The organism is Bradyrhizobium sp. th-b2, assembly GCF_000426785.1.
Taxonomy (GTDB): Bacteria; Pseudomonadota; Alphaproteobacteria; order Rhizobiales; family Xanthobacteraceae; genus Bradyrhizobium; species Bradyrhizobium septentrionale.
Map to the genome: position 1 here is coordinate 278,839 of NZ_AUGA01000003.1, position 22,840 is coordinate 301,678.

The window sequence follows — 22,840 nt, forward strand, 5'->3', positions numbered from 1 at the left end:
AGGCGGTGGCCGGCGACGCTTGGTGTCACTTTAGAACAGTTATTAGAACGCTTAAAAACTAGAGTTTAGAACGATTTGAAAGCGCAGATTAGAATCGCTTTGAATTGGGGCGATTCAAGCCAACTGTTGCGCTGATCGCATTGATAAAAAAACTCACGCTCGATAACCGATGAAGACAGTTCGTCGCAGCTTCATTTCGCGAACGAACTGGATTTATCTGGGGCACGCAAAAAATGAGCAATGTGAAGGCGCCGAGATCGCTGCGCTTCGATGCAGCGAACGGTTCGGCTGATGATACGGGGTATTCCGCGACGAAGGTCTCCGCGGTCGCTGGTCTGATCGCGGTGGCGTCGTTTTCGGGGGCGGAAGCGCAGCAATCCAACCTCCCGCCGGTGAATGTCGATGCGCCGGTCGCCCGACCCAAGCCCGTCACGTCAAAGCCGACCTCGGATCAGGTCCGCGCCCGCAATGCGCTGCGCCGTGCCGCGCGCCGCAACAATCAGCAGGCGCAGCAGGCACCGGTGCCGTTTCCCAACGCCGGCGGTCTTGCCGCCGACCGTGACCCCTATGCGGATCCGGCCGCGCCGTACAAGGGCGACCGCTTGCAGGCATCCGGCAAGTTTCCCGAGCCGATCCTGAACACGCCGAGGTCGGTCACCGTGCTGACCAAGGACGTGCTCGAAGACAAGAATGCGACCTCGCTGAAATCGGCTATCCTGTCGACGGCGGGTGTCACACTCGGTACGGGCGAGGGCGGCAACGCTTTCGGCGACCGCTTCTTCATCCGCGGCTTCGACGCACGCAACGATATCTTCATCGACGGTGTCCGCGACGCCGGCGTCAGCGTCCGCGAGAACTTCTTCACCGAGCAGGTCGAGATCCTGCGCGGCCCGGGCTCGTCCTTCGCGGGCCGCGGCACCACCGGCGGCGCGATCAACATCGTCACCAAGCAGGCGACGACGGAGAAGAGCTTCTACAACATGGACACCACGTTCGGCACCGATCGCACCAAGCGAGTGGTGCTCGATGTCAACCAGGTGATCAGCCCGACGCTGGCGATCCGCGCCGGCGGTCTGTTCCAGGATGCCGGCGTCGCCGGCCGCAGCTACGTCACCGACAATCGCGATGGCGGCTTCGTCGCGGTGAACTGGAAGCCGGTCGATGCGGTCAAGATCACCGGCAACTACATCCACACCGAACTCACCGGCATTCCGGATTTTGGCGTGCCGTATTATCGGCCGAGCACCGCGAGCACGGCCGGCGGCCCGTTCCCGGACTTCGGCGTCAACCGCAACAATTTCTACGGCTTCGTCAATCGCGACTTCTTCAGGACCGGGCAGGACATCGGCACGATCAACGCCGAGGTCCAGATTACGCCGGACCTGACGATCAGCAACAAGATCCGGGAATCGCGTTCGACCCAGAACTACATCGGCACGCTGCCTGAATCGCCGACGCTGGCCGCTGGTGCGCCGTTCAGCGCGTACACGCTGACTGCGAATCCGCAGAGCCGATACCAGGTCACCGACGTGTTCGCCAACCAGACCGAGGCGACCTACAAGTCGGTCGACGGGCTCGGCTTCAAGCACACGACGACGGCCGGCATCGAATACGACAACGAGCGGTCTTCGATCGACGGCTACACCGGCCTGAGCTCCGAAATCACCACCGGCACATCGTCGTTCACGGGCAGCGGTTCGCTCTCCGGCGTCAGCGTCTTCAACCCGCAATTCACAAATCAGCCGTTCGGGATACCGTCGCTCCTGGGAAGACCGACCAAGATCGGTATCGACACCGTCAGCGGATACGTGATGGATTCCGCCAACTACAACGACTTCGTCATCCTCAATGGCGGCGTCCGTTACGACGACTACAAGATCAACACGTCCGCATTCGCGACCAATGGTACCCTCGGCCAGCAGTCGGCCGAGTTCGGGATGCCGAACTTCAACCTCGGCCTCACCCTGAAGCCGCTCCCGAACGGCAGCGTCTATGCAGCCTACGCGACCTCGTCCAACCCTGTCGGCGCCGAGTTCGACGGCACCAGCACCGCCTATGGCGGCATCAATCCCAACCTTCCCGGCGGCAACACCCAGATCTTCGGGCCGGAAAAGAACAAGGCCATCGAGGTCGGCACCAAGTGGGAGCTGTTTGATCGCCACTTGCTGGTGACGGCGGCGCTGTTCCAGACCGAGAAGGAAAACGCGCGCGAAGCGCAGAATGTCAACAACGCAACCGCGGCTTCAGCGCTTGGATGCACCTATCCAGCCGGAACGACCGGCAACATCTCCTGTATCACGGCGGGCGCCGCCTACCGTATCCGCGGTATCGATCTCGGCGTCGGCGGCAAGATCACCGACAAATGGAGCGTGTTCGGCGGACTGGTGCTGATGCAGTCGGTCGTGACGAAGTCGCTGGCGCCGCCGGCCAACACGATCCTGTACTCCAGCAACGTCGGATTGCCGCTCGCCAACGTCGCGCCTCAGTCGTTCAGCTTGCTGACGAAGTACCAACTCACCGACATGTGGGAGCTCGGCGGGCAGGCGGTGTACCGTTCGAAGGTGTATGGCGGCACGCTGCTCGCGGCGAACCAGGGCACCTCGATCCCGAGCTACTGGCGCTTCGACGCCTTCGCCGAGGCGAAGATCGACAAGAACTGGACCATGAAACTGTTCGTCAACAACATCTTCGACAAGCGCTACTACGACGCGCTGTACCAGAGCGCTGCACCGTTCGTGCTCGAAGCACCCGGACGCGCCGCGTATCTGGTTGTTTCTGCGCGTTACTGACGGAGGCTTCGCGGCGGAAGATGCTGGTCTGTGTTCCCAACGTATTGAGCAAGGCTGATGTGGCGGACTTCCGCCGCATCATGGATGCCAGCGGATGGGAGGACGGCCGCTCGACCGCCGGTGCCGCTTCCGCGCTGGTCAAGCGCAACGAGCAGTTGCCGCCCGACAGCGAGGTCGCGCGGCAGCTTGGCAACCGGATCCTGAGCGCGCTGTCGGCAAGCCCGCGCTTCATCTCGGCGGCGATCCCGCTTAGAATCTTTCCACCCTTGTTCAACCGCTATGCCGCAAGCGACGGGCACCATTTCGGCCTGCATGTCGACAATGCGGTGCGCGGCGACAAGCTGACGGGCCTGCGGATCCGCACCGACCTCTCGGTCACGCTGTTTTTATCGGAGCCGGAGGACTACGATGGCGGCGAGCTTGTGATCGAGGACCTCTACGGATCCCATGAAATCAAGCTGCCGGCGGGCGATCTGGTAGTTTATCCTGCTTCCAGCTTGCATCTGGTCACGCCGGTGACCCGGGGCACCCGGGTTGCGTCTTTTTTCTGGCTGCAGAGCATGGTACGGGATGCACACACGCGCAGCCTGATCTTTGATCTCGATACGGCGATCCAGGCTCTGGTGGAGCGGCTGGGGCGCGATGACCCTGAAACGGTCAAATTGACCGGCATCTATCACAACCTGATCCGTCACTGGGCTGAAGTGTAACTGATGATGACATTCAAGTTCCCCGCTGCATCCGTCGTGATCGCCTCGCTGGCGATGCTGATGCTGGCCGCGCCGTCTTCGGCGCAGCAGCAAACGGCGCCTGCCGCGAAACCAGCGCCCGTGACCCAGTCTCAGTTGCCCGTGGCCCAAGCGCCCGCGGCCCAACTGGCGCCCGCGGCCCAACAAGCGCCTGCGGCCCAGCAGGCGCCGGCGGCCCCATCCCCAGTGGCTGCCCAGGCTGCGCCGGTGGCCCCAGCGGCACCGCAGGCCCAGGCCGCCCCGGTACCTGCCGCGCAGGCCTCAGTACCGACCGCGATCGATGCGTCGTCGGTCGCGCCCGCAGGTGGCGATGGCAAGTCGCTGAAGTCGACCGGCACCGGGCTGCGCGAATTGTCGCCGTGGAATATGTTCCTGAACGCCGACATCATCGTGAAGGCGGTGATGCTTGGCCTTGCCTTCGCGTCGCTCGTCACCTGGACGGTGTTCATCGCCAAGATGGTCGAGCTGACCGTGGCGCAGAGCAAGCTGCGCGGTGCGCTGGCCAAGATTGCTGAATCGCGCTCGCTGGCGGAAGCGCAGTTCGCGCTCGGCGCCAAGGGCAGCGTGCTATCGTCGTTCATTGCGGCTGCGATGCGCGAGGGACGTCTGTCGGCGGGGATCTCCAGCGACAGCGGCATCAAGGAGCGCGCCGCGTCGAGCTTTGCCGAGATCGTGCGCGCCGAAGCCCGCAAGATCCGCATCGGCATGGGCCTGCTCGCGACCATCGGCGCGACGTCGCCCTTCGTCGGTCTGTTCGGCACCGTCTGGGGCATCATGAACAGCTTCATCGGCATCTCGAAGTCGCAGACCACGAATCTTGCCGTGGTGGCGCCGGGCATCGCGGAAGCGCTGCTGGCAACCGCGATCGGCCTCGTCGCGGCGATCCCCGCCGTCATCATCTACAACCATTTCTCGCGCGTCACGAAGGTCTACCTCGAGCTCGTCAACCGCGCCTCGGGCGCGGCCGGACGTCTGTTGTCGCGCGATCTCGATCGCACCCATGGCAGCGTTCCGCTCGGCACGCATGCGCGCGCCGCGGCGGCGGAGTAGGCGATGGCAGTCTCGATCTCCGAGAACGATGGCGACGACGATTTCGCGGAATCCCACGAGATCAACGTCACGCCGTTCATCGACGTGATGCTGGTGCTGCTGATCATCTTCATGGTGGCGGCGCCGCTCTCGACCGTCGACCTGCCGATCGATCTGCCGACTTCCAGCGCGACGCCGCAGAAGAAGCCGGACAAGCCGACCTATGTCAGCATCAAGCCGGACCTGACGCTTGCGATCGGGGAGAATTCGGTGAAGCGCGTCGACCTGGTCAATGCGCTGGATGCGGTGCCCGAGATGAGCAGGGACAAGTATGTGTTCGTGCGTGCCGACCGTGTCGTGCCCTACGGCGAATTGATGGGCGTGATGGAGTTGCTGCGCGCCGGCGGCTACACGCGGGTCAAGCTCGTCACGCTCGAGGGCGTTCCGGGAGCGCCCGCGGCACCGCAGGCCGAGCCGGCCAAACCCTGACGGCGAACAACGATGTCCACCAACCCCGATCTCGATCTGCGGGCGTCCAAGCGGCTCTGGGTGATCGCCGCGGTGACGGCGGTCGGGCTGCATCTGGGCGGCGCGGCGCTGGCGCTGACCAATTTGCGCGGCGACGACGGCGACGAAGGCCTTGGCGCTGCCGGCGCGGAATATGCCGTCGAGCTTGCCTCCCCGGATGTGCCTGAGGAAGCCGCACCGCCCGGAGCGCCGGCCGACGAGCAGCAGGCCGTGCAGGAGATGACCCAGCAGAAGGCGGAGGTCAAGGATACCGACCTGCCGCAGGCCCAGCCGATGGAGGCCGACGACCCCGATCGCATCGTCACCGAGGACAACAGCAAGAAGCAGAAGGAGGAGGAGGCCAAGGTCGCCAAGGTCGAGACCAACGCGCAGGAGGCTCAGCAGGCTTCGGAGGCGGCGGCGCCGACCAAGCTGGAAGACGCTTCGCGCCAGTCGGAGACCACGAAGGCCCCCAATCCCGGGATCGGCAAGGACAAGCTCGCGCTGACCGCCAAGTGGGGCAAGAAGATCAGCGCCTATCTCGACCTGCACAAGAAATTCCCGGAGAACAAGATCAAGGATGCCAAGGTCAAGGTGGCCCTTGTGCTCAACCGCGTCGGCAAGGTGCTGTCGGTCGCTGTGATGGAATCGTCGGGTGACGCCGCCTATGACGACGCGGCGGTCTCGATGGTGCACCGTTCCGATCCGGTGCCGGCGCCCCCGGCCGACCTGACCGACGATCAGTTCTCCTTCAGCCTCGACGTCAAGTTCAACAAGCCGAAGAAGTAAGCGGAAAGACTCGCGACATAATCGCAAGTCTTCGTCATTCCGGGGCGCGACGAAGTCGCGAGCCCGGAATCCATTTCACCGTTGAATACGCTGCCCAGTCGCGTAGGGCGGGTTAGCTTTTCTTCACCAATGGGCAGACGCTCTTCTCGAGCGGCAAAAAGGCTTCATCGGCGGGGATGGTGGCGACCAGCTTGTAATAGTCCCACGGATACTTTGACTCCGACGGCTTCTTCACCTCGAACAGATAGGCGGGGTGGATCTTGCGGCCGTCGATGCGGATCGAACCCTTGCCGAACAGCGGATCGTCGGTCGGCAATTCCTTCATCTTGGCGACCACGGCGCGGCCGTCGTGCGGATTGCCGCCGAGCGCCTCCAGCGCCTTGAAATAATGGATCAGCGACGAATAGACCCCGGCCTGCACCATGGTCGGTGGGTTCTTCTTGAAGCGCTCCATGAAGCGCTTGGTGAAGGCGCGGGTCTGGTCGTTCAGGTCCCAGTAGAACGTTTCGGTGAAGTTCAGGCCTTGCGCGACGTTGAGGCCGAGCGCGTTGACGTCGGTCAGGAACATCAGCATGCCGGCCAGCTTCTGGCCGCCGGCGACGATGCCGAACTCGGCCGCCTGCTTGATCGCATTGGTGGTGTCGCCGCCGGCATTGGCCAGTCCGACGATCTTGGCCTTCGAGCTCTGCGCCTGCAGCAGGAAGGACGAGAAGTCGGCGTTGTTGAGCGGATGCTTGACGCTGCCGAGCACCTTGCCGCCATTCGCGGTGACGACCGCCGCGGTGTCTCGCTCGAGCGCCTGGCCGAACGCGTAGTCCGCGGTGAGGAAGAACCAGGTGTCGCCGCCGGACTTCACCAACGCCTTGCCGGTGCCGTTGGCCAGCATGTAGGTGTCGTAGACCCAGTGCACCGTGTTCGGCGAGCACTGCGCGCCGGTCAGGTCCGATGATGCCGAGCCGGAGTTCAGGTTGACGACGTTCTTCTCCTTGGCGAGGTTAGCAATCGCAAGCCCGACGCCCGAGCTTGCGAGGTCGACGAACACGTCGACCTTCTCGACGTCGATCCACTGCTTGCCGATGTTGACGCCGACGTCGGGCTTGTTCTGGTGATCGGCAGCGATCACATCGATCTTCCAGCCCTTGGCGAGCAACCCGGAATCCTCGATCGCCATCTGCGCCGCCACCGTCGAGCCGGGTCCGCCGATATCCTGATAGAGACCGGACTGATCGCCGAGGCTGCCGACCCGGACAACCTTGTCCATGGTCTGCGCCGACGCGCTGCCTGCGAATACCAGGCTCGTGGTCATGACCAGGGCTGCAATGGAACGCTTCATCTTCCCTCCAGTATGATTTTGTTTTTTGAGTTCCGCATTATGCCCGGCATCGGGCGCATCGCCTAGGGCACTGGCGCGATCGGCCGCACGCGTTATTCCACGCTGCGGCGATATGAGGGGCCGGTGACGCGCGACGGGATGCCGCGGCGTCCGCGCGTCGATCATCAAAACGGGGGAGGGTTGAAGCGCGGACTGCGCTATTTGAAGTAGTAGCGGATCGCGACGTAGACCACGACAAGACAGGCGAAGATCAGCGCCACCGGCATCGGGCGCTTGGCGTTCGCGTCGGAGGCGTTCGCCTTCTTCGCAGGCAGGCGGCGGAACGTGGTGACGTTGCCGGTGTCGGCAACCGGTTCGCGCGAGCGCGCCGGAACTTCCGGCGCTTTGCCGGCGCCGCCCATCTCCGCATAGTAGGTGCGATACATCTGTTGGATGGTTGCCTCGCCGGCATCGGCTTCGCTCATCTGGTCCACAAGCTTCTTGTAGATGGCGAGGAAATTCTGCGCCTCAGGCGGCAATGCGGAGGCGCCGTTCAGCTTGGCCATCATCTTCCAGGTTGCAAGGTCAGCCCGCGCGCGGGTGTCGGCGCGTCGTGCAATCAGCATATCGGCAGCTTTGATCACCATGGCCTCGAAGCGTTCCCGTTCCCGCGCATGACCCGGACAAATGGACGCCGGTTTTCCGATCAGGTCATGCCTAAAGCAAGGCTATGTGTTTCCGGTAATGAGGAGAAGGGCATTGATCACATAGCCGGTCAGAGTTCGCAGTATCGTTGAAATAACATCAAGATTTAGGCCGATCTGCCGGCCGACCACCGGCAGCAGGATCAACAGCCCGATCAGGATCAGCATGCCGTAGGGCTCGAGCCTGGAGAGCGGGATCGCCAGCGGCCGCGGCAACAGTCCGACCGCGACCCGGCCGCCGTCCAGCGGCGGAATCGGCATCATGTTGAAGATCGCGAGCACGATATTGATCAGGAAGGCGTTTTTCAGGTTGTCCGCGGTCCATTTTGCGGCATCGGCCGGCACCAAGGGCAGTGCGTGGAATGCCAGCGCCGCCGCGGTCGCCAGGATGATGTTGGTCACCGGGCCGGCCAGCGCCACCCACACCATGTCGAGCTTGGGATGGTTGAGCTTGCGGAAGTTCACCGGAACCGGCTTGGCGTAGCCGAACAGGAACGGCGAATGCGCGAACAGCAGCATGGCCGGCAGGATCAGCGTGCCGAACGGGTCGATGTGCTTCAGCGGGTTGAAGCTGACGCGGCCAAGCTGCCAGGCGGTGTCGTCGCCGAGCCGGTGCGCGACGAAGCCGTGTGCGGCTTCGTGGAAGGTGATGGCGATGAGGACCGGCAGCACCCAGACGGAGACGTCGTAGAGGGAAATATTCAAATGCGTGCCGCCTCGGGTTCGCTTGGACCGGACCGTCAGGCTAGCACGGATTCGCCAGGAACCTGGCTGGCAGGCGTTGCCGCAGGTCAGCGCGGGTCCGGAGCGACGGCCGGCTCAGCCACGTGCGCCTGTTGCGGCTGGGTGGTGGCGATCCAGATGCCGGCGAAGACGGTGACGATGCCGGCCATCAGATTCCAGCTCAGCGGTTCGCCGAGCAGGACGGCGCCGACCAGCGAGGCCGCGATCGGATTGACGGTGACGGATATTGCGACCCGGGTCGGCGTCGTCCGCTCCAGCGCGAAGGCCCAGAGATAGAAGGTGAGCGCTGCGCCGAAGGCGCCGAGATAGATCGCGCCGAACCATTGCGGTGCGCCGAAATCGGCAACCGGCGCAAAGCTGCCGCGCACGAGCGAGGCCGTTATGAGGACCGCGGCTCCGGCCGCCATGGCGAATGTGGTGAAGGGGATCGGGCCGGAACGGCGGATGAAGGGTTTCGACCAGATGCTGTAGAGCGCCATGCACAGCGCGGCGGCGACCATCAACAGGTCGCCGCGCCAGGCGCCCATGGGCGCCGTGGCGAGGCCGGAGAGCAGCGCCAGCGAGACGCCCAGGATCGTGACCAGCACGCCTGTGGTCTTGCGTGCGGTCAGCGGCTCGGCACCGAGTGCCGCGCCGACCAGCATCGTCAGCAGCGGCAGCGTCGAGAGCGCGAGCGCGCCGCGCGCGGCGGTGGTTGATATCAGCGAAGCGTTGAACAGGATCGGAAACGCCGCAAAGAACAACAGGCCAAGGCCGGCCACGCCGGGCCAGTCACGCCGCGGCGGCCAGCTCCGACGCTGCAACAGCGCCAGCGGCAGCAACAGCAAGACGCCGATGCCGAAGCGGAATGAGCCGATGGCCAACGGATCGATGGCGCCGACCAGATACCGCGTCGCCCCGATCGAGGTGCCGCCGAGCGCACTCGACAGCACCGCCGCCAACACCCCAGAGATCTCGCCCATGCCGTTCGCCCCCGGTTTCGCTTGCGCAATCTAGGGAAGGGGCGATAATCAGGAAATCGAATAGATTTGATCAATCAAATCACGGATCGTTATGAGTATTCCTGTCCTGGATCCGGACCTGCTGCAGGCCTTTGTCGCGGTGGCGGACCATCGCTCCTTCACCCGCGCCGCTTCGGCGCTGAACCGGACTCAATCGGCCGTCAGCATGCAGGTGAAGCGGCTGGAGGAGCGGTTGCAGGCCGAGCTGTTCCACCGCAGCACGACCAATGTCGACCTAAGCGCGGCCGGCGAAGGGCTGCTGGGTTACGCCCGCCGCATTCTGAACCTCAACGCGGAGGCGGTCGGCCGGGTGCGCGAGCGCGGCACGGACGGGCGGGTGCGCTTGGGCGTGATGGACGACTACGGCACGTTGATCGTCCCGCCGTTGCTCAAGGACTTCATCGCCAACTATCCGCTGATCCATGTCGAGATGGAGACCGGGCTGACCTCGTCGATGACCGACCGGCTCGGCGAAGCCTATGACCTCGTGATCGCGATGCACCCCGAGGGGCGCGGCGAGGGCGAGCTGCTGCGCAGTGAGCAGGCGGTGTGGGCAACGAGCGCCGCGCATCGCGTCGAACAGCTCGATCCGCTGCCGGTCGCGCTCTACCCGCAGGGCTGCCTGTTCCGGAGCTGGGCGATGCAGGCGCTGGACGAAGCCAACCGCCCGTGGCGGCTCGCCTTTGTCAGCCACAGCCTGTCAGCGGTCGAGGCGATCGCGGCGCAAGGCCTTGCCGTGACCGTCGTCAAGTCGGGCACCTTTCCGCCGAGCTTGCGCCGCCTGACCGCGCGCGACGGCATGCCGCGACTGCCGCGCGCCGAGATCCGCCTGCATCGTGCGCCAAATCTTTCGCGCGCAGCGTCACTGCTCGCCGATCATCTCGTCACGGCGCTTCGGCAGCCGGCCAGGCGTGGAGCCGCCTAGTACGTCGCGCGTCCGCCGGAGATGTCGAACACTGCGCCGGTCGAGAAGGCGCAATCTTCCGACGCCAGCCACGCCACCATCGAGGCGAGCTCCTCGACCAGCACGAAGCGGGCTTTCGGAATCTTCGACAGCATGAAGTCGATGTGCGCTTGCGTCATCTGGTCGAAGATCGCGGTCTTCGCCGCGGCCGGCGTCACCGCATTGACCAGGATGTCATGCTGGGCGAGCTCCTTGCCGAGCGATTTCGTCAGCGCGATCAGCCCGGCCTTCGACGACGAATAATGCGCGGCGTTCGGATTGCCTTCCTTGCCGGCGATCGAGGCGATGTTGACGATGCGGCCGTATTTCTGGCCGATCATGGTCGGCACGATCGCCTTGCAGCAGATGAAGGGACCCTCGAGATTGATGCGCATCACCCTGCGCCAGTCGTCGAGATCGGTTTCCCACACCGGCTTGTTGGCCCCGGTGATACCGGCGTTGTTGACGAGGATGTCGATCTTGCCGAACGCCCGCAGCGTCTGATCGCGCGCGGCGTCGACCGCGGCGGGGTCGGTGACGTCGGTCTTGATCGCGATGACGTTCTCGCCGATCGCCCGCGCGGTCTTCTCGGCCAGCGGCTGGTCGAAATCCCAGATCGCGACCTTGGCGCCCGATCCGACAAAGCGCTCGGTGATGGCGCGGCCAAAGCCTTGCGCGCCGCCGGTGACGACGGCGCAGCGGCCGTTGAGATCGATCCTGTTCATGCAAAATGCCTTTGATCGCGTGGAGTCAGAGCATGAAGCCGCCGTCGACGACCATGTCGACGCCGGTGGTGAATGCCGCTTCGTCGCTCGCAAGATAGACCGCCATGGCCGCGATTTCCTCTGCGGTGCCGAGCCGGCCCATCTTCTGGCGGGCGACGAATTTCTCGCGTCCATCCGGGCCGGCGGCGGCCGCGCGATCGAGCATCGAGGGCGTCTCCACCGTGCCCGGGCAGATCGCGTTGCAGCGAATGCCCTGGGTGATGAAGTCGAGCGCAACCGCGCGCGTCAGCAGCGAAACTGCCGCCTTCGACGCGCTGTAGACATAGCGATTGGCCGGCGGCCGCAGCGCCGCGCAAGACGAGATATTGACGATGCTGCCGCCTCCGCCCGCCAGCATCCCAGGCAGAAACGCCTTGATGGTCCGGTGCATGGATTTGACGTTGAGGTCGAACGAGAAGTCGAAATCCTCGTCCGAGCACTCCAGAATGGTGCCGTGATGCACGAAGCCTGCCGCATTGAGCAGGATGTCGATCTTGCCGACGCGCTTGGCGAAGCTGTTGACCTCAGCGCTGCTGCGGACGTCGAGCCGCGCGGTCTCGGCGACGCCTTCCTTGCCCAGCGTGGCGATGCCGCTCTCATTGATGTCGGTCGCGATCACGGTGGCGCCTTCACGCGCGAATGCGATGGCGCATGCACGTCCGATGCCTGCCGCGGCGGCGGTGACAATTGCGCGCTTTCCCTTCAGTCGATCTGACATGCGTTTCTTCCTTCAGCTCTCGTATCTTTTTGCTGTCATGCGCGGGCTTGACCCGCGCATCCATCTTGCGAAGAGCGATGGATTGCCGGGTCAAGCCCGGCAATGACGGTTTTGGGGTCAGTGATTATCCCGCGCCACGCCGACCTTGCCGGCGATGTCGTGGTAGCGGGTCGCGAGCTCGAGGCAGGCGCCGGTCGCGTGCTGGCCGACGGTCTGGCGGTAGAGCTCCTGCCACGGCGTCTGGTTGGCCGGGTGCGGGAAGCCGCCCTTGGCCTTCAGCTCGGCGCGGCGGGTGCGCAACTCATCCTCCGAGATCAGGATGTTGGCGCTGCCCTTGTTGAGGTCGATGCGCACCTTGTCGCCGGTCCTCAGGATCGCGAGCCCGCCATCGGCGGCGGCCTCCGGCGAGGCGTTGAGGATCGACGGCGAGCCCGAGGTGCCGGACTGCCTTCCGTCGCCGATGCAGGGCAGGGACAGGATGCCGCGTTTGATCAGCGCCGCCGGCGGCTGCATGTTCACCACCTCGGCGCCGCCGGGATAGCCGATCGGGCCGGTGCCGCGGACGAACAGCACGCAGTGCTCGTCGATCTCGAGCGCGGGGTCCTCGATCCGGGCGTGATAGTCCTCCGGCCCCTCGAACACGATGGCGCGGCCCTCGAAGGCGTTGAGGTCCTTCGGGTTGGACAGATAGCGGTCTCGGAACTCCTTCGAGATCACGCTGGTCTTCATGATCGCGGAATCGAACAGATTGCCGCGCAGCACGAGGAAGCCGGCGTCCTTCACCAGCGGCTTGTCGTAGCCCCAGATCACGTCGCCATCCGGCTTCGGTGCTTCCTTGCAATTCTCGCCCATGGTGCGGCCGTTGACGGTCAGCGCCCCTTCATGGATGCGCTTGTGCTTGATCAGCTCGCGCACCACCGAGGGCACGCCGCCGGCGCGGTGATATTCCTCGCCGAGATAGAATCCGGCCGGCTGCATGTTCACCAGGAGCGGCACGTCATGGCCGTATTTCTGCCAGTCGTCGATCGACAGCTCGACGCCGACATGGCGCGCCAGCGCATTGATGTGGATCGGCGCATTGGTCGAGCCGCCGATCGCGGAGTTGACCACGATGCAGTTCTCGAACGCCTCGCGGGTCAGGAAGTCCGACGGCTTCAGATCCTCCCAGACCATGTCGACGATGCGTTTTCCGGTCTCGTAGGCGATCTGGCCGCGCTCGCGATAGGGCGCCGGGATCGCCGCGCAGCCCGGCAGCGAGAAGCCGAGCGCTTCGGCCAGGGAGTTCATCGTGGAGGCGGTGCCCATGGTGTTGCAGTGGCCGACCGAGGGCGCCGAGGAGGCGACGATCTCGATGAACTGCTCATAGTCGATCTCGCCCGCGGCGAGCCGCTCGCGGGCCTTCCAAACCACGGTGCCGGAGCCGGTGCGCTGGCCCTCGTGCCAGCCGTTCAGCATCGGTCCACCCGACAGCACGATCGCCGGCAGGTTGACGGTCGCCGCCGCCATCATGCAGGCCGGCGTGGTTTTGTCGCAGCCGGTGGTCAGCACCACGCCATCGAGCGGATAGCCGAACAGGATCTCGACCAGGCCGAGATAGGCGAGGTTGCGGTCGAGCGCCGCGGTCGGGCGCTTGCCGGTCTCCTGGATCGGATGGGTCGGAAACTCCATCGCGATGCCGCCGGCGGCGCGGATGCCCTCGCGGACGCGGTGCGCAAGCTCGAGATGATGCCGGTTGCAGGGCGACAGGTCGTTGCCGGTCTGGGCGATGCCGATGATCGGCTTGCCTGACTGCAATTCCTCGCGGGTCAGGCCGTAATTGAGGTAGCGCTCGAGATAGAGCGCGGTCATGCCCGGATTGTGCGGATTGTCGAACCATTCCTGGGAGCGGAGCCGGCGGCCCTTACCCTGCTTGGTCTCGCCTGCGGCGCTATGCCCGTTGGTGGGGGGTTTTGTCATTGGTTTCTCCCGCAATGCAAACACTTGATGGGCCCATTCAAGGGCTCTGGTTCAACGTTGTTCTACCTTGCGCAAATCGTGGCGCATTACAAACCTCGACGATCACGCACAGGTGTTTCACTGGATGGATTGGACCTTAGTTGAAGGCTCTTGGTTGCGCTACCATTTTGTCATTTTTGCTTCCCTTGTGACGGTCTGTTGGCGGGTGGATGTCAGGTGCGTCGCGCCGAGCTTTGTCGTTCCATGACACTGAAGCCGAGATCGACGACCGGCTCGGCGGGGCGGCGTCCTTCCAGCGTCTCGATCACCATCATGGCAGCGCTTCTGCCCATTTCGTAGCGATTGGTGCGCACGCTGCTCAGCGTCGGCTCGCTCGACGCCATGAATTCGAGGTCGTTGAAGCCGACGATGGCCATCTGCTCCGGCACCGCCACGTGACGGCGCTTGCATTCGAACAGCGCCCCCAGCGCAAGGTCGTCATTGACGCAGAACACCGCGTCGATATCGGGCGCCTTGGCGAGCAGGTCGGCAAATAACGTGCCGCCCAACGTCACCGAGGTTGGAATCGCCGTGGTGACGATCAGCTGTGGATCGAACAGCCCAGCCTCGGTCATCGCGGCGCGATAGCCGTCGAGCCGGCGCTGCACCCGTGGATCCATCCGCGCGCCGAGGAAGCCGATCCGCCGGTAGCCCTGCGCGAGAAGATGGGCGATCGCAGCTTTTGCCGCGTCAAAATGCGAGAATCCGATCATCATATCGATCGGAGAGGGGCCGACCTCCATGATTTGCACGATCGGGCAGTCGACCGTTTCCATGATGCTGCGGGAATCGGGGGTCTGGTTGATGCCGGTGATGATGAGACCGGCCGGCTTCTGTGCCAGAAAAAGACGCAACAGGCGCTCTTCCTGCAGAATGCTATAGCGGGTGTTGGCGAGCTGGATGCTGTAGCGGCTGCCGTCGAGTGCCTCATAGATGCCGCGCAGCACGTCGGAGAACACATTGTTGGTCAGCGACGGGATCAGGACACCGATCACCTCGGTGCGCTGCGATGCGAGCGCGCGTGCCGCGAGATTGGGCACATAACCGAGTTCTTTTGCCGCACTCTCAACCCGGGCGCGCTTGCCGAGCGAGAGGGCTTCCGGATTCCTGAAGAAGCGTGAGGCCGTAATCGGGCTGACACCGGCGAGTTTCGCGACTTCCGCGAGCCGGATCTTGCCTGGCATGATGCGCTTTCGGGCCATTTGCCGCTCATATCACGACGTTCGTCGCAGACAAACTGATATTGACAGCGCTACCAAGCGATTGCTAATCGAACGATTGCCAAAACCGGATAAACTGCGGACAATAAGTTCAGTCCAACAGAGCCGCGCACCCAGCGCGGCCGGAACAAAACAGAGCGGTGGCGGCACTCGCCGTACGTCGTCGGGAACTTGAGGGAGGGAAGTGGATGTCGTCGGTCCAGATTCGCGACGTGCGGAAATCGTTCGGCAATTTTGAAGTCCTGCACGGCGTGTCGATCCCGATCGAGGACGGCGAGTTCGTCGTTCTGGTCGGCCCTTCCGGCTGCGGCAAGTCGACCCTGCTGCGCATGCTGGCGGGGCTTGAGAACATCACCTCGGGCACGATCTCGATCGGCGACCGCGTCGTCAACAATGTCCAGCCCAAAGAGCGCGACATTGCGATGGTGTTCCAGAACTACGCGCTCTATCCGCACATGACGGTCGCCGACAACATGGGCTTCTCGCTGAAGCTGCGCGGCGCCAAGCCCGAGGAAATCTCGAGCGGCGTCAGGCGCGCAGCCGAGATCCTCGCCCTGACGCCGCTGCTCGAGCGCTATCCCCGCCAACTCTCCGGCGGCCAGCGCCAGCGCGTCGCAATGGGCCGCGCCATCGTGCGCGATCCCCAGGTGTTCCTGTTCGACGAACCGCTGTCGAACCTCGACGCCAAGCTGCGCGTCGCGATGCGCACCGAGATCAAGGAGCTGCATCAGCGGCTGAAGACCACGACCGTCTACGTCACCCACGACCAGATCGAGGCCATGACCATGGCCGACAAGATCGTGGTGATGCATGACGGCATCGTCGAGCAGATGGGCTCGCCGCTCGAGCTCTACGACAAGCCGGAGAACCAGTTCGTGGCCGGCTTCATCGGCTCGCCCGCGATGAATTTCCTCAAGGGCAAGGTCAAGGTGAACGGCGCGGCCTATTTCGAGGGGCCGAACGGCGTCAAGCTGCCGCTGAAATCGGCGCCGGCCAATTCCGACGGCCAGCCCGCGGTCTACGGCGTGCGGCCCGAGCATTTCACCATCGCCGATGACGGCGCCGAGGCCGAGATCGTGGTGGTCGAGCCGACCGGCTCGGAGACCCAGGTGTTCGCCAAGCTCGGCGGCGAGCAGGTCGTCGCCGTGTTCCGCGAGCGCCATCAGTTCAATCCCGGCGACAAGGTTCGGCTCAAGCCGGATCCGGCGCTGGTTCATCTGTTCGACGATTCGACGGGGAAACGACTGAATAGCTGACGGACCGATTGATCTGAATGGCCGACCAACAGGCCAGATCAAAAACAAGAAAAACACAAATCATTTGGGAGGAAGAACGATGCACGATTTGACTCGCCGCTCGCTACTTCAGGGCGGCACCGCGCTGGCTGCAACCGGCATGCTCACCGGGCCGGCGCTGTTTGACTTCGCCAAGGCCTGGGCGCAGAGCGCGCCCTGGAAGGCGGAGCCCGGCGCCAAGCTCACCGTGATGCGCTGGAAGCGCTTCGTGCCCGCGGAAGATGATGCGTTCAACGCCATGGTCGCGGCGTTCAAGACGGCGACCGGCACCGAGATGAACGTGTTCAGCGAGTCCTTCGAGGACGTGCAGCCGAAGGCGTCGGTTGCCGCCAACACCGGCTCCGGTCTCGACCTCGCCTGGGGCCTGCACACCCTGCCGCAGCTGTTCCCGACCAAAGTGCTGAAGATGAACGACGTTGCCGACTATCTCGGCAAGAAATACGGCGGCTGGACCGACGCTGCCGCGAAAACCTGCAAGCAAGGCGATGACTGGCTCGGCATTCCCGTCGCAACCATCGGCGGTTACCTGACCTATCGCAAATCGGCGGTGGAGAAGGCGGGCTTTAAGCAGGTGCCGTCGGACTTCCCGGCCTATCTCGAACTGTGCAAGGCGCTGAAGGCAAACAACACGCCGGCCGGCTTTGCGCTTGGCCACGCCACCGGCGACGCCAACGCGTGGGTACACAACATCCTCTGGGGCCACAACGGCTGGACCGTCGACAAGGACGACAAGGTCATCATCAACTCGCCGGAGACGATGAAGGCGCTGGAATATGCCAAGGCGTTGTCGGACACCTTCATTCCGGGTGTCGCATCCTGGAACGACTCCTCCAACAACAAGGCGTTCCTGTCCGGCGAGCTGTACCTAACCTCGAACGGCATCTCGATCTACGTCGCGGCCAAGGACGATCCGAGCAAGAAGGAGCTCGCCGAGGACATCGACCACGCGCTGTGGCCGGTCGGCCCGCTCGGCAAGCCGACCGAGCTGCAGCTTGCGGTTCCGATCCTCGCCTTCAACTTCTGCAAATATCCGAACGCGGCGAAGGCCTTTGTCGCCTTCATGCTGGAGAAGGAGAATTTCGAGAAGTGGCTGTCGGGCGCGCGGGGCTATCTCACCCAGACGCTCAATGCCTACGACACAGCTCCGGTGTGGACCGCCGATCCGAAGAATGCCGTGTTCGGCCAGGCCTCCAAGCGCGCTCTGCCGGCCTCCGGCATCGGCACGCCCGGCGAGAAGGCGGCGACCGCGATCGCCGACTTCATCGTGGTCGACATGTTCGCGAACTACTGCACCGGCGCCAAGGACGGCAAGACCGCGATGGCGGAAGCCGAGCGGCAGTTGAAGCGCATCTATCGCTGATGTGATGCCCGCGGGCGGCGGACAGCCGCCGCTCGCGCCATCGCTGGAATGCCATCATTGGAAGTTTGCGTAGCCATGCTCAATGCTTTGAGCAATCGGGACATCGCCTATGGCTGACATTGCCCTCGCGCCGCGACGTGCGAAGACGGAAATCCGCGAAGCGACCACGTGGGATCAGCTCCGCCACAACAAGAACTGGCTCGGCTTCTGGTTCATGTTGCCGGCGCTGGCCTTTCTGATCTTCTTCCTGGCCTATCCGCTGGGGCTCGGAATCTGGCTGTCGTTTACCGACACGCGGATCGGCCGAGTCGGTCATTTCATCGGCACCGAGAACTATGAGTGGCTGTGGGACGATTCCATCTTCTGGCTGTCGGTGTTCAACACGCTGCTCTACACCTTCGTCGCGAGCGCCATTAAGTTCGCGGTCGGGCTCTATCTGGCGCTGCTGCTCAATGAGCGGATGCCGTTCAAGGCGCTGCTGCGCGCTGCCGTCTTGATTCCCTTCATCGTGCCGACGGTGCTGTCGGCGCTGGCGTTCTGGTGGATATTCGATTCCCAGTTCTCGATCATCTCCTGGTCGCTGAAGCATCTCGGCGTGATCACCCAGAACATCAATTTCCTCGGCGACACCACCTGGGCCCGCATCTGCGTGATCTTCGCCAATATCTGGCGCGGCGTGCCGTTCGTCGCGATCACGCTGCTGGCCGGCCTGCAGACCGTGCAGCCCTCGCTCTACGAGGCCGCGACGCTCGACGGCGCGTCGCGCTGGCAGATGTTCCGCTTCATCACCTATCCCTTGCTGACGCCGATCATCGCGGTCGTGATGACGTTCTCGGTGCTGTTCACCTTCACCGATTTCCAGCTGATCTGGGCGATGACCCGCGGTGGCCCGGTCAACGCCACCCATCTGATGGCGACGCTGTCCTACCAGCGCGCGATCATCGCGGGGCAATTGGGCGAGGGCGCTGCGATCTCCAGCGCGATGATCCCGTTCCTGCTTGCCGCGATCATGGTGTCATGGTTCGGCTTGCAGCGCAGGAAGTGGCAGCAGGGAGAAAGCAATGATTGATCTCTCCGCTCGCTGGTTTTGTTTTGCGCTGACGGGGCAGGCCCCGCGCGCGCTCTCGCGTCCCGGGCGCAGCGCGGCATGCAATGACGCGCTGCTGAACCGGGACCCACGGGTCCACTCCACCAAGACAATGGGTCCCGCATCTGCGGTGCACCGCTGCGCGATGCACCGCGCGCGGGACAAGAGAGGGCGTCATGACTGATCTTCCCGCCCAAAAGGTCGATCTCAAGTCCATCCTGTCGACGTCGGCCCGCGTCGACAACAGCGAGGGCATGAGCTACCTGCAGTCGGTGCCGCGGCGGATCGTGACGCTCTACATCCCGCTCTCGATCATCGTCATCATCCTGCTGTTCCCGTTCTACTGGATGGGGCTGACCGCCATCAAGCCGGACGACCAGCTGCTTGACCTGGACAAGTACAATCCGTTCTGGACCTGGAATCCGACCTTCAAGCACGTCCACAAGCTGCTGTTCGAGAGCTACTATCCGCACTGGCTCTGGAACACGATGTATGTGGCGATCGGCGCCACCGTGCTGTCGATCGTCGCGAGCGTGCTCGCGGCCTATGCGATCGTGCGGCTGCGCTACAAGGGCGCCAACCTCGTCGGCGGCCTGATCTTCCTGGCCTATCTGGTGCCGCCGTCGATCCTGTTCATTCCACTCGCGACCGTCGTGTTCCAGTACGGCCTGTTCGACTCGCCGATGGCGCTGATCCTCACCTATCCGACGATCCTGATCCCGTTCTCGACCTGGCTGTTGATGGGCTATTTCAAGACCATCCCGTTCGAGCTCGAGGAATGCGCGCTGATCGACGGCGCCAGCCGCTGGCAGATCCTGATCAAGATCGTGCTGCCGCTCGCGATCCCCGGCCTGATCTCGGCCTTCATCTTCTGCTTTACGCTGTGCTGGAACGAGTTCATCTACGCGCTGACGTTCCTGCAATCGACCCCGAACAAGACGGTACCGGTCGCCATCGTCAACGAATTCGTTGACGGCGACATCTATCGCTGGGGTTCCCTGATGGCAGGGGCGCTATGCGGCTCGCTGCCGCTGGTTATTCTTTACGCCTTCTTCGTTGAGCATTATGTCTCGGCGATGACGGGCGCCGTGAAGGAATGAGCGCGCAAGGCCCGCATCTGAATTCGAAGAACAAGCCAAGAAGACAAGACAAGAAAAGGAGAGCAGGGTCGTGCACATTCTGATTCTGGGCGCCGCCGGCATGGTCGGCCGCAAGCTGACCGAGCGTCTGCTGCGCGAGGGACGCCTCGGCAAGCAGGACATCACCAGGATGACCCTGCAGGACGTGGTCGCGCCGGCCAAGCCCGCGAATGCCGCGATCCCGGTCAATGTCGTCGCCTCCGATTTCGCCGACGCCGGCGCTGCGGCGCCGCTGATCGCCGAGCGGCCCGACGTGATTTTCCACCTCGCCGCGATCGTCTCCGGCGAGGCGGAGGCCGAGTTCGACAAGGGCTACCGGATCAATCTCGACGGCACCCGCTATCTGATCGACGCGATCCGCGCGGTCGGTGGTGGCTACAAGCCGCGGCTGGTGTTCACGTCCTCGATCGCGGTGTTCGGCGCACCGTTCCCCGAGAAGATCGGCGACGAGTTCTTCCACACGCCGCTGACGAGCTACGGCACGCAGAAGTCGATCTGCGAACTCTTGATCAACGACTACACCCGCAAGGGCTTGCTCGACGGGATCTCGATCCGTCTGCCGACAATTTGCGTGCGTCCAGGCAAGCCGAACAAGGCGGCGTCCGGCTTCTTCTCCAACATCATCCGCGAGCCGCTTGCGGGCGAGGAGGCGGTCCTGCCGGTCTCCGAGGACGTCCGGCACTGGCACGCCTCGCCGAAGTCTGCGGTCGGCTTCCTGGTCCATGCCGGCACCATGGACCTCAATGCGATCGGGCCGCGGCGCAATCTCAGCATGCCCGGGATGTCCGTGACGGTCGGCGAGCAGATCGCGTCGCTCGAGCGTGTCGCCGGCAAGAACGTCACCGCGCGCATCAAGCGGGTGCCCGATCCGACCATCATCGGCATCGTCTCCGGCTGGCCGCGCGATTTCGTCACCGACCGCGCGCTGAAGCTCGGCTTCACCACCGCCGAGGAGACGTTCGACGACATCATCCGTATCCACATCGAGGACGAGCTCGGCGGCAAGTTTGCCGCCTGAGCGACGTCCGGGCGAGCGCGGCTCTCGAGATGACCAGGGTTGCCAGCATCGGCGAATGCATGATCGAGCTGCGTCAGGCCCCGGGCGGCCAGATCGGCGGTCTGTATTCGCGCTTCTACGGCGGTGACACGCTCAACACCGCCGTCTATCTGTCGCGGCTCGGCGTCCACATCGATTACATTACGGCGCTCGGCGATGACGCGCTGAGCGATGAGATGATCGCCGGCTGGGCGAGCGAAGGCATCGGCACCAAGCATGTCGCGCGATTGGCGGGCAAGCTGCCGGGGCTCTATCTGATCCAGACCGACGACAAGGGCGAGCGGCGCTTCGTCCACTGGCGCGACAGCGCCGCCGCACGCGAGCTGATGGACCTCCCCGAAACGGACGACCTGCTGAACTCGCTCGCGACCTATGACGTCGTCTATCTCTCGGCGATCACGCTCTCGATCCTGCGCGACGACGGCCGGGAGCGGTTGATGGCGGCGCTCAAGCGTGCGCGGCTGCTGGGGACGCGCTTTGCGTTCGACACCAACTTCCGCGCCCGTGGCTGGCCGGATCTGAACGTCGCGCGAAAAGTCTTCAGCAGCGCGTTCGAGACCGCCGATATCGTGCTCGCCTCGACGGAAGATCTGGCGCCGCTTTATCCCGGCGAGAGCAACACGGCGCTACTGGCGGGCATCTCCAGCCCGGAGGTCGTGCTGAAGCTCGCCGAACCTGCCTGCATCGTGCGCTCTGCCGGCGGCACGCGCGAGGTGAGGGCGGAGCCGCTGCCAAAGCCGGTGGTCGATACCACTGCGGCCGGCGACAGTTTTGCCGCGGCCTACCTCGCCGCGCGGCTCGGCGGCGCCGAGCCCGAGGAGGCAGCGCGCGCCGGCCATCGGCTGGCCGGCGTCGTGGTGTGCTATCCCGGTGCGATCATTCCCCGCTACGCCATGCCGCCGAAGAAGGCGCCTCGTCCCCCACCATCCCGCAAGGCCTCGCAATGACAACGACTTCAAAGCAGGACCGGATCGCCGAACTGATCCGCCAGGCCACCGTGATCCCGGTGCTGACCATCGAGCGGCTCGCGGATGCGGTGCCGCTCGCCAAGGCGCTGGTCGCCGGCGGCGTGCGGACACTCGAGGTGACGCTGCGCACGCCGGTCGCGGTTGACGCGGCCAGGGCCATCATCGCCGAGGTGCCTGACGCGATCGTCGGGATCGGCACGATCCTCAATGGCGACGATCTGGCGCGCGCCGAGGCGCTCGGCGCCAAATTCGGCATCAGCCCCGGCGCGACGCCCGAGCTGCTGAAGGCGGCTGCCGCCAGCCGGCTGCCCTTCGCACCGGGGATCGCGACCGCGTCCGAGCTGATGCAGGCGCTGACGCAAGGCTTCGACGTCGTCAAATTCTTCCCCGCCGAGCAGGCCGGCGGTATCAAGGCACTGCGGGCTCTGGCTGGTCCGTTCCCGCATGTGAGGGTCTGTCCGACCGGCGGTATTGGCGAGGCCAATGCGGCGACCTGGCTCGCCGAGCCCAATGTGCTGGCCGTCGGCGGCTCCTGGCTGTGCCCGGCCTCCGATATCCGCGCCGGCAATTGGGTAGGCATAACCGCCATGTGCGCGCAGGCGATGAAAACGCTGAAAGCCGCCTGAAGATACGCTACATAACTCCCTGAACAGGAACAGGGAGATACGGC

Annotated in this window: 21 protein-coding genes; 13 read left to right on the plus strand and 8 right to left on the minus strand. The window is 64.3% G+C overall.

Features of this window, described 5'->3' with window-relative positions:
- The first annotated feature begins 233 nt into the window (after positions 1-233).
- From K359_RS0106530 to K359_RS0106550, 5 genes are read left to right on the plus strand one after another with little or no spacing between them, the layout of a single operon-like run.
- Complete coding sequence (locus tag K359_RS0106530; RefSeq protein WP_029078619.1) at positions 234-2,789, plus strand: TonB-dependent siderophore receptor; 2,556 nt, start codon at positions 234-236, stop codon at positions 2,787-2,789.
- A gap of 20 nt (positions 2,790-2,809) precedes the next feature.
- Positions 2,810-3,499: a Fe2+-dependent dioxygenase gene (locus K359_RS0106535; protein WP_029078620.1), complete on the plus strand. Its 690-nt coding sequence runs from the start codon at positions 2,810-2,812 to the stop codon at positions 3,497-3,499.
- A 3-nt stretch (positions 3,500-3,502) separates the two neighbouring features.
- Positions 3,503-4,588: a tonB-system energizer ExbB gene (exbB, locus tag K359_RS0106540; protein WP_029078621.1), complete on the plus strand. Its 1,086-nt coding sequence runs from the start codon at positions 3,503-3,505 to the stop codon at positions 4,586-4,588.
- Positions 4,589-4,591: 3 nt separating this feature from the next.
- A complete protein-coding gene (gene exbD / locus K359_RS0106545) occupies positions 4,592-5,056 on the plus strand; it encodes a TonB system transport protein ExbD (protein WP_029078622.1) in 465 nt (154 codons plus the stop codon).
- A 12-nt stretch (positions 5,057-5,068) separates the two neighbouring features.
- The gene (locus K359_RS0106550; RefSeq protein ID WP_029078623.1) at positions 5,069-5,863 is read left to right on the plus strand and encodes a TonB family protein; all 795 of its coding nucleotides are present in this window, start codon (positions 5,069-5,071) and stop codon (positions 5,861-5,863) included.
- A 112-nt stretch (positions 5,864-5,975) separates the two neighbouring features.
- Here K359_RS0106550 and K359_RS0106555 read toward each other — a convergent pair whose 3' ends face one another.
- The 4 genes from K359_RS0106555 to K359_RS0106570 form a co-directional block, all read right to left on the minus strand.
- Positions 5,976-7,196 carry an ABC transporter substrate-binding protein gene (locus K359_RS0106555; RefSeq protein ID WP_029078624.1) on the minus strand — a complete coding sequence of 407 codons (1,221 nt, stop codon included), beginning with the start codon at positions 7,194-7,196 and terminating at the stop codon, positions 5,976-5,978.
- Positions 7,197-7,393: 197 nt separating this feature from the next.
- Positions 7,394-7,822 (minus strand): hypothetical protein, encoded by a 429-nt coding sequence (locus K359_RS0106560; protein ID WP_084518293.1) that lies wholly within the window; start codon positions 7,820-7,822, stop codon positions 7,394-7,396.
- Between the two features lie 81 nt (positions 7,823-7,903).
- Positions 7,904-8,584, minus strand: coding sequence for a site-2 protease family protein (locus tag K359_RS0106565; protein ID WP_029078626.1), 681 nt, complete (start codon positions 8,582-8,584; stop codon positions 7,904-7,906).
- An 86-nt stretch (positions 8,585-8,670) separates the two neighbouring features.
- Entirely contained in the window at positions 8,671-9,585 is a 915-nt protein-coding gene (locus K359_RS0106570; protein WP_029078627.1) for a DMT family transporter, read from the minus strand.
- Between the two features lie 91 nt (positions 9,586-9,676).
- Here K359_RS0106570 and K359_RS0106575 point away from each other — a divergent pair, with 91 nt between their 5' ends.
- A complete protein-coding gene (locus tag K359_RS0106575; RefSeq protein ID WP_029078628.1) occupies positions 9,677-10,549 on the plus strand; it encodes a LysR substrate-binding domain-containing protein in 873 nt (290 codons plus the stop codon).
- Here the strand turns inward: K359_RS0106575 and K359_RS0106580 are convergent.
- The 4 genes from K359_RS0106580 to K359_RS0106595 all read right to left on the minus strand — a co-directional run bounded on the left by K359_RS0106580 (position 10,546) and on the right by K359_RS0106595 (position 15,246).
- Positions 10,546-11,292 (minus strand): SDR family NAD(P)-dependent oxidoreductase, encoded by a 747-nt coding sequence (locus tag K359_RS0106580; RefSeq protein WP_029078629.1) that lies wholly within the window; start codon positions 11,290-11,292, stop codon positions 10,546-10,548. The two genes, K359_RS0106575 and K359_RS0106580, sit on opposite strands and share 4 nt — an antisense overlap.
- A 25-nt stretch (positions 11,293-11,317) precedes the next feature.
- Positions 11,318-12,049 (minus strand): SDR family oxidoreductase, encoded by a 732-nt coding sequence (locus K359_RS0106585; RefSeq protein ID WP_029078630.1) that lies wholly within the window; start codon positions 12,047-12,049, stop codon positions 11,318-11,320.
- A 117-nt stretch (positions 12,050-12,166) separates the two neighbouring features.
- Positions 12,167-14,005 carry an IlvD/Edd family dehydratase gene (locus tag K359_RS0106590; RefSeq protein ID WP_029078631.1) on the minus strand — a complete coding sequence of 613 codons (1,839 nt, stop codon included), beginning with the start codon at positions 14,003-14,005 and terminating at the stop codon, positions 12,167-12,169.
- Between the two features lie 212 nt (positions 14,006-14,217).
- The gene (locus tag K359_RS0106595; protein WP_029078632.1) at positions 14,218-15,246 is read right to left on the minus strand and encodes a LacI family DNA-binding transcriptional regulator; all 1,029 of its coding nucleotides are present in this window, start codon (positions 15,244-15,246) and stop codon (positions 14,218-14,220) included.
- A gap of 206 nt (positions 15,247-15,452) precedes the next feature.
- Here K359_RS0106595 and K359_RS0106600 point away from each other — a divergent pair, with 206 nt between their 5' ends.
- From K359_RS0106600 to eda, 7 genes are all read left to right on the plus strand, one after another.
- Positions 15,453-16,520, plus strand: a complete 1,068-nt coding sequence (locus K359_RS0106600) for an ABC transporter ATP-binding protein (RefSeq protein ID WP_029078633.1) — start codon at positions 15,453-15,455, stop codon at positions 16,518-16,520.
- Between the two features lie 79 nt (positions 16,521-16,599).
- Entirely contained in the window at positions 16,600-17,919 is a 1,320-nt protein-coding gene (locus K359_RS0106605; protein WP_029078634.1) for an ABC transporter substrate-binding protein, read from the plus strand.
- Between the two features lie 109 nt (positions 17,920-18,028).
- Positions 18,029-18,988: a carbohydrate ABC transporter permease gene (locus tag K359_RS0106610; protein WP_029078635.1), complete on the plus strand. Its 960-nt coding sequence runs from the start codon at positions 18,029-18,031 to the stop codon at positions 18,986-18,988.
- Between the two features lie 194 nt (positions 18,989-19,182).
- Positions 19,183-20,106, plus strand: coding sequence for a carbohydrate ABC transporter permease (locus tag K359_RS0106615; protein ID WP_029078636.1), 924 nt, complete (start codon positions 19,183-19,185; stop codon positions 20,104-20,106).
- Between the two features lie 70 nt (positions 20,107-20,176).
- The gene (gene denD / locus K359_RS0106620; RefSeq protein ID WP_029078637.1) at positions 20,177-21,163 is read left to right on the plus strand and encodes a D-erythronate dehydrogenase; all 987 of its coding nucleotides are present in this window, start codon (positions 20,177-20,179) and stop codon (positions 21,161-21,163) included.
- 29 nt (positions 21,164-21,192) lie between these two features.
- Complete coding sequence (locus K359_RS0106625) at positions 21,193-22,149, plus strand: sugar kinase (protein ID WP_029078638.1); 957 nt, start codon at positions 21,193-21,195, stop codon at positions 22,147-22,149.
- Entirely contained in the window at positions 22,146-22,796 is a 651-nt protein-coding gene (gene eda / locus K359_RS0106630; RefSeq protein ID WP_029078639.1) for a bifunctional 4-hydroxy-2-oxoglutarate aldolase/2-dehydro-3-deoxy-phosphogluconate aldolase, read from the plus strand. The genes K359_RS0106625 and eda overlap by 4 nt, the downstream gene beginning before the upstream one ends.
- The last annotated feature ends 44 nt before the right edge of the window (positions 22,797-22,840 follow it).

Coding starts and splice junctions, on each gene's coding strand:
- K359_RS0106600 (WP_029078633.1), top strand. CDS start 15,453: ATGTCGTCGGTCCAGATTCGCGACGTGCGGAAATCGTTCGGCAATTTT.
- K359_RS0106555 (WP_029078624.1), bottom strand. CDS start 7,196: ATGAAGCGTTCCATTGCAGCCCTGGTCATGACCACGAGCCTGGTATTC.
- K359_RS0106550 (WP_029078623.1), top strand. CDS start 5,069: ATGTCCACCAACCCCGATCTCGATCTGCGGGCGTCCAAGCGGCTCTGG.
- K359_RS0106580 (WP_029078629.1), bottom strand. CDS start 11,292: ATGAACAGGATCGATCTCAACGGCCGCTGCGCCGTCGTCACCGGCGGC.
- K359_RS0106625 (WP_029078638.1), top strand. CDS start 21,193: ATGACCAGGGTTGCCAGCATCGGCGAATGCATGATCGAGCTGCGTCAG.
- K359_RS0106530 (WP_029078619.1), top strand. CDS start 234: ATGAGCAATGTGAAGGCGCCGAGATCGCTGCGCTTCGATGCAGCGAAC.
- K359_RS0106575 (WP_029078628.1), top strand. CDS start 9,677: ATGAGTATTCCTGTCCTGGATCCGGACCTGCTGCAGGCCTTTGTCGCG.
- K359_RS0106595 (WP_029078632.1), bottom strand. CDS start 15,246: ATGGCCCGAAAGCGCATCATGCCAGGCAAGATCCGGCTCGCGGAAGTC.
- K359_RS0106570 (WP_029078627.1), bottom strand. CDS start 9,585: ATGGGCGAGATCTCTGGGGTGTTGGCGGCGGTGCTGTCGAGTGCGCTC.
- K359_RS0106590 (WP_029078631.1), bottom strand. CDS start 14,005: ATGACAAAACCCCCCACCAACGGGCATAGCGCCGCAGGCGAGACCAAG.
- K359_RS0106605 (WP_029078634.1), top strand. CDS start 16,600: ATGCACGATTTGACTCGCCGCTCGCTACTTCAGGGCGGCACCGCGCTG.
- K359_RS0106585 (WP_029078630.1), bottom strand. CDS start 12,049: ATGTCAGATCGACTGAAGGGAAAGCGCGCAATTGTCACCGCCGCCGCG.
- exbB (WP_029078621.1), top strand. CDS start 3,503: ATGATGACATTCAAGTTCCCCGCTGCATCCGTCGTGATCGCCTCGCTG.
- K359_RS0106535 (WP_029078620.1), top strand. CDS start 2,810: ATGCTGGTCTGTGTTCCCAACGTATTGAGCAAGGCTGATGTGGCGGAC.
- K359_RS0106610 (WP_029078635.1), top strand. CDS start 18,029: ATGGCTGACATTGCCCTCGCGCCGCGACGTGCGAAGACGGAAATCCGC.
- eda (WP_029078639.1), top strand. CDS start 22,146: ATGACAACGACTTCAAAGCAGGACCGGATCGCCGAACTGATCCGCCAG.
- exbD (WP_029078622.1), top strand. CDS start 4,592: ATGGCAGTCTCGATCTCCGAGAACGATGGCGACGACGATTTCGCGGAA.
- K359_RS0106560 (WP_084518293.1), bottom strand. CDS start 7,822: ATGGTGATCAAAGCTGCCGATATGCTGATTGCACGACGCGCCGACACC.
- K359_RS0106615 (WP_029078636.1), top strand. CDS start 19,183: ATGACTGATCTTCCCGCCCAAAAGGTCGATCTCAAGTCCATCCTGTCG.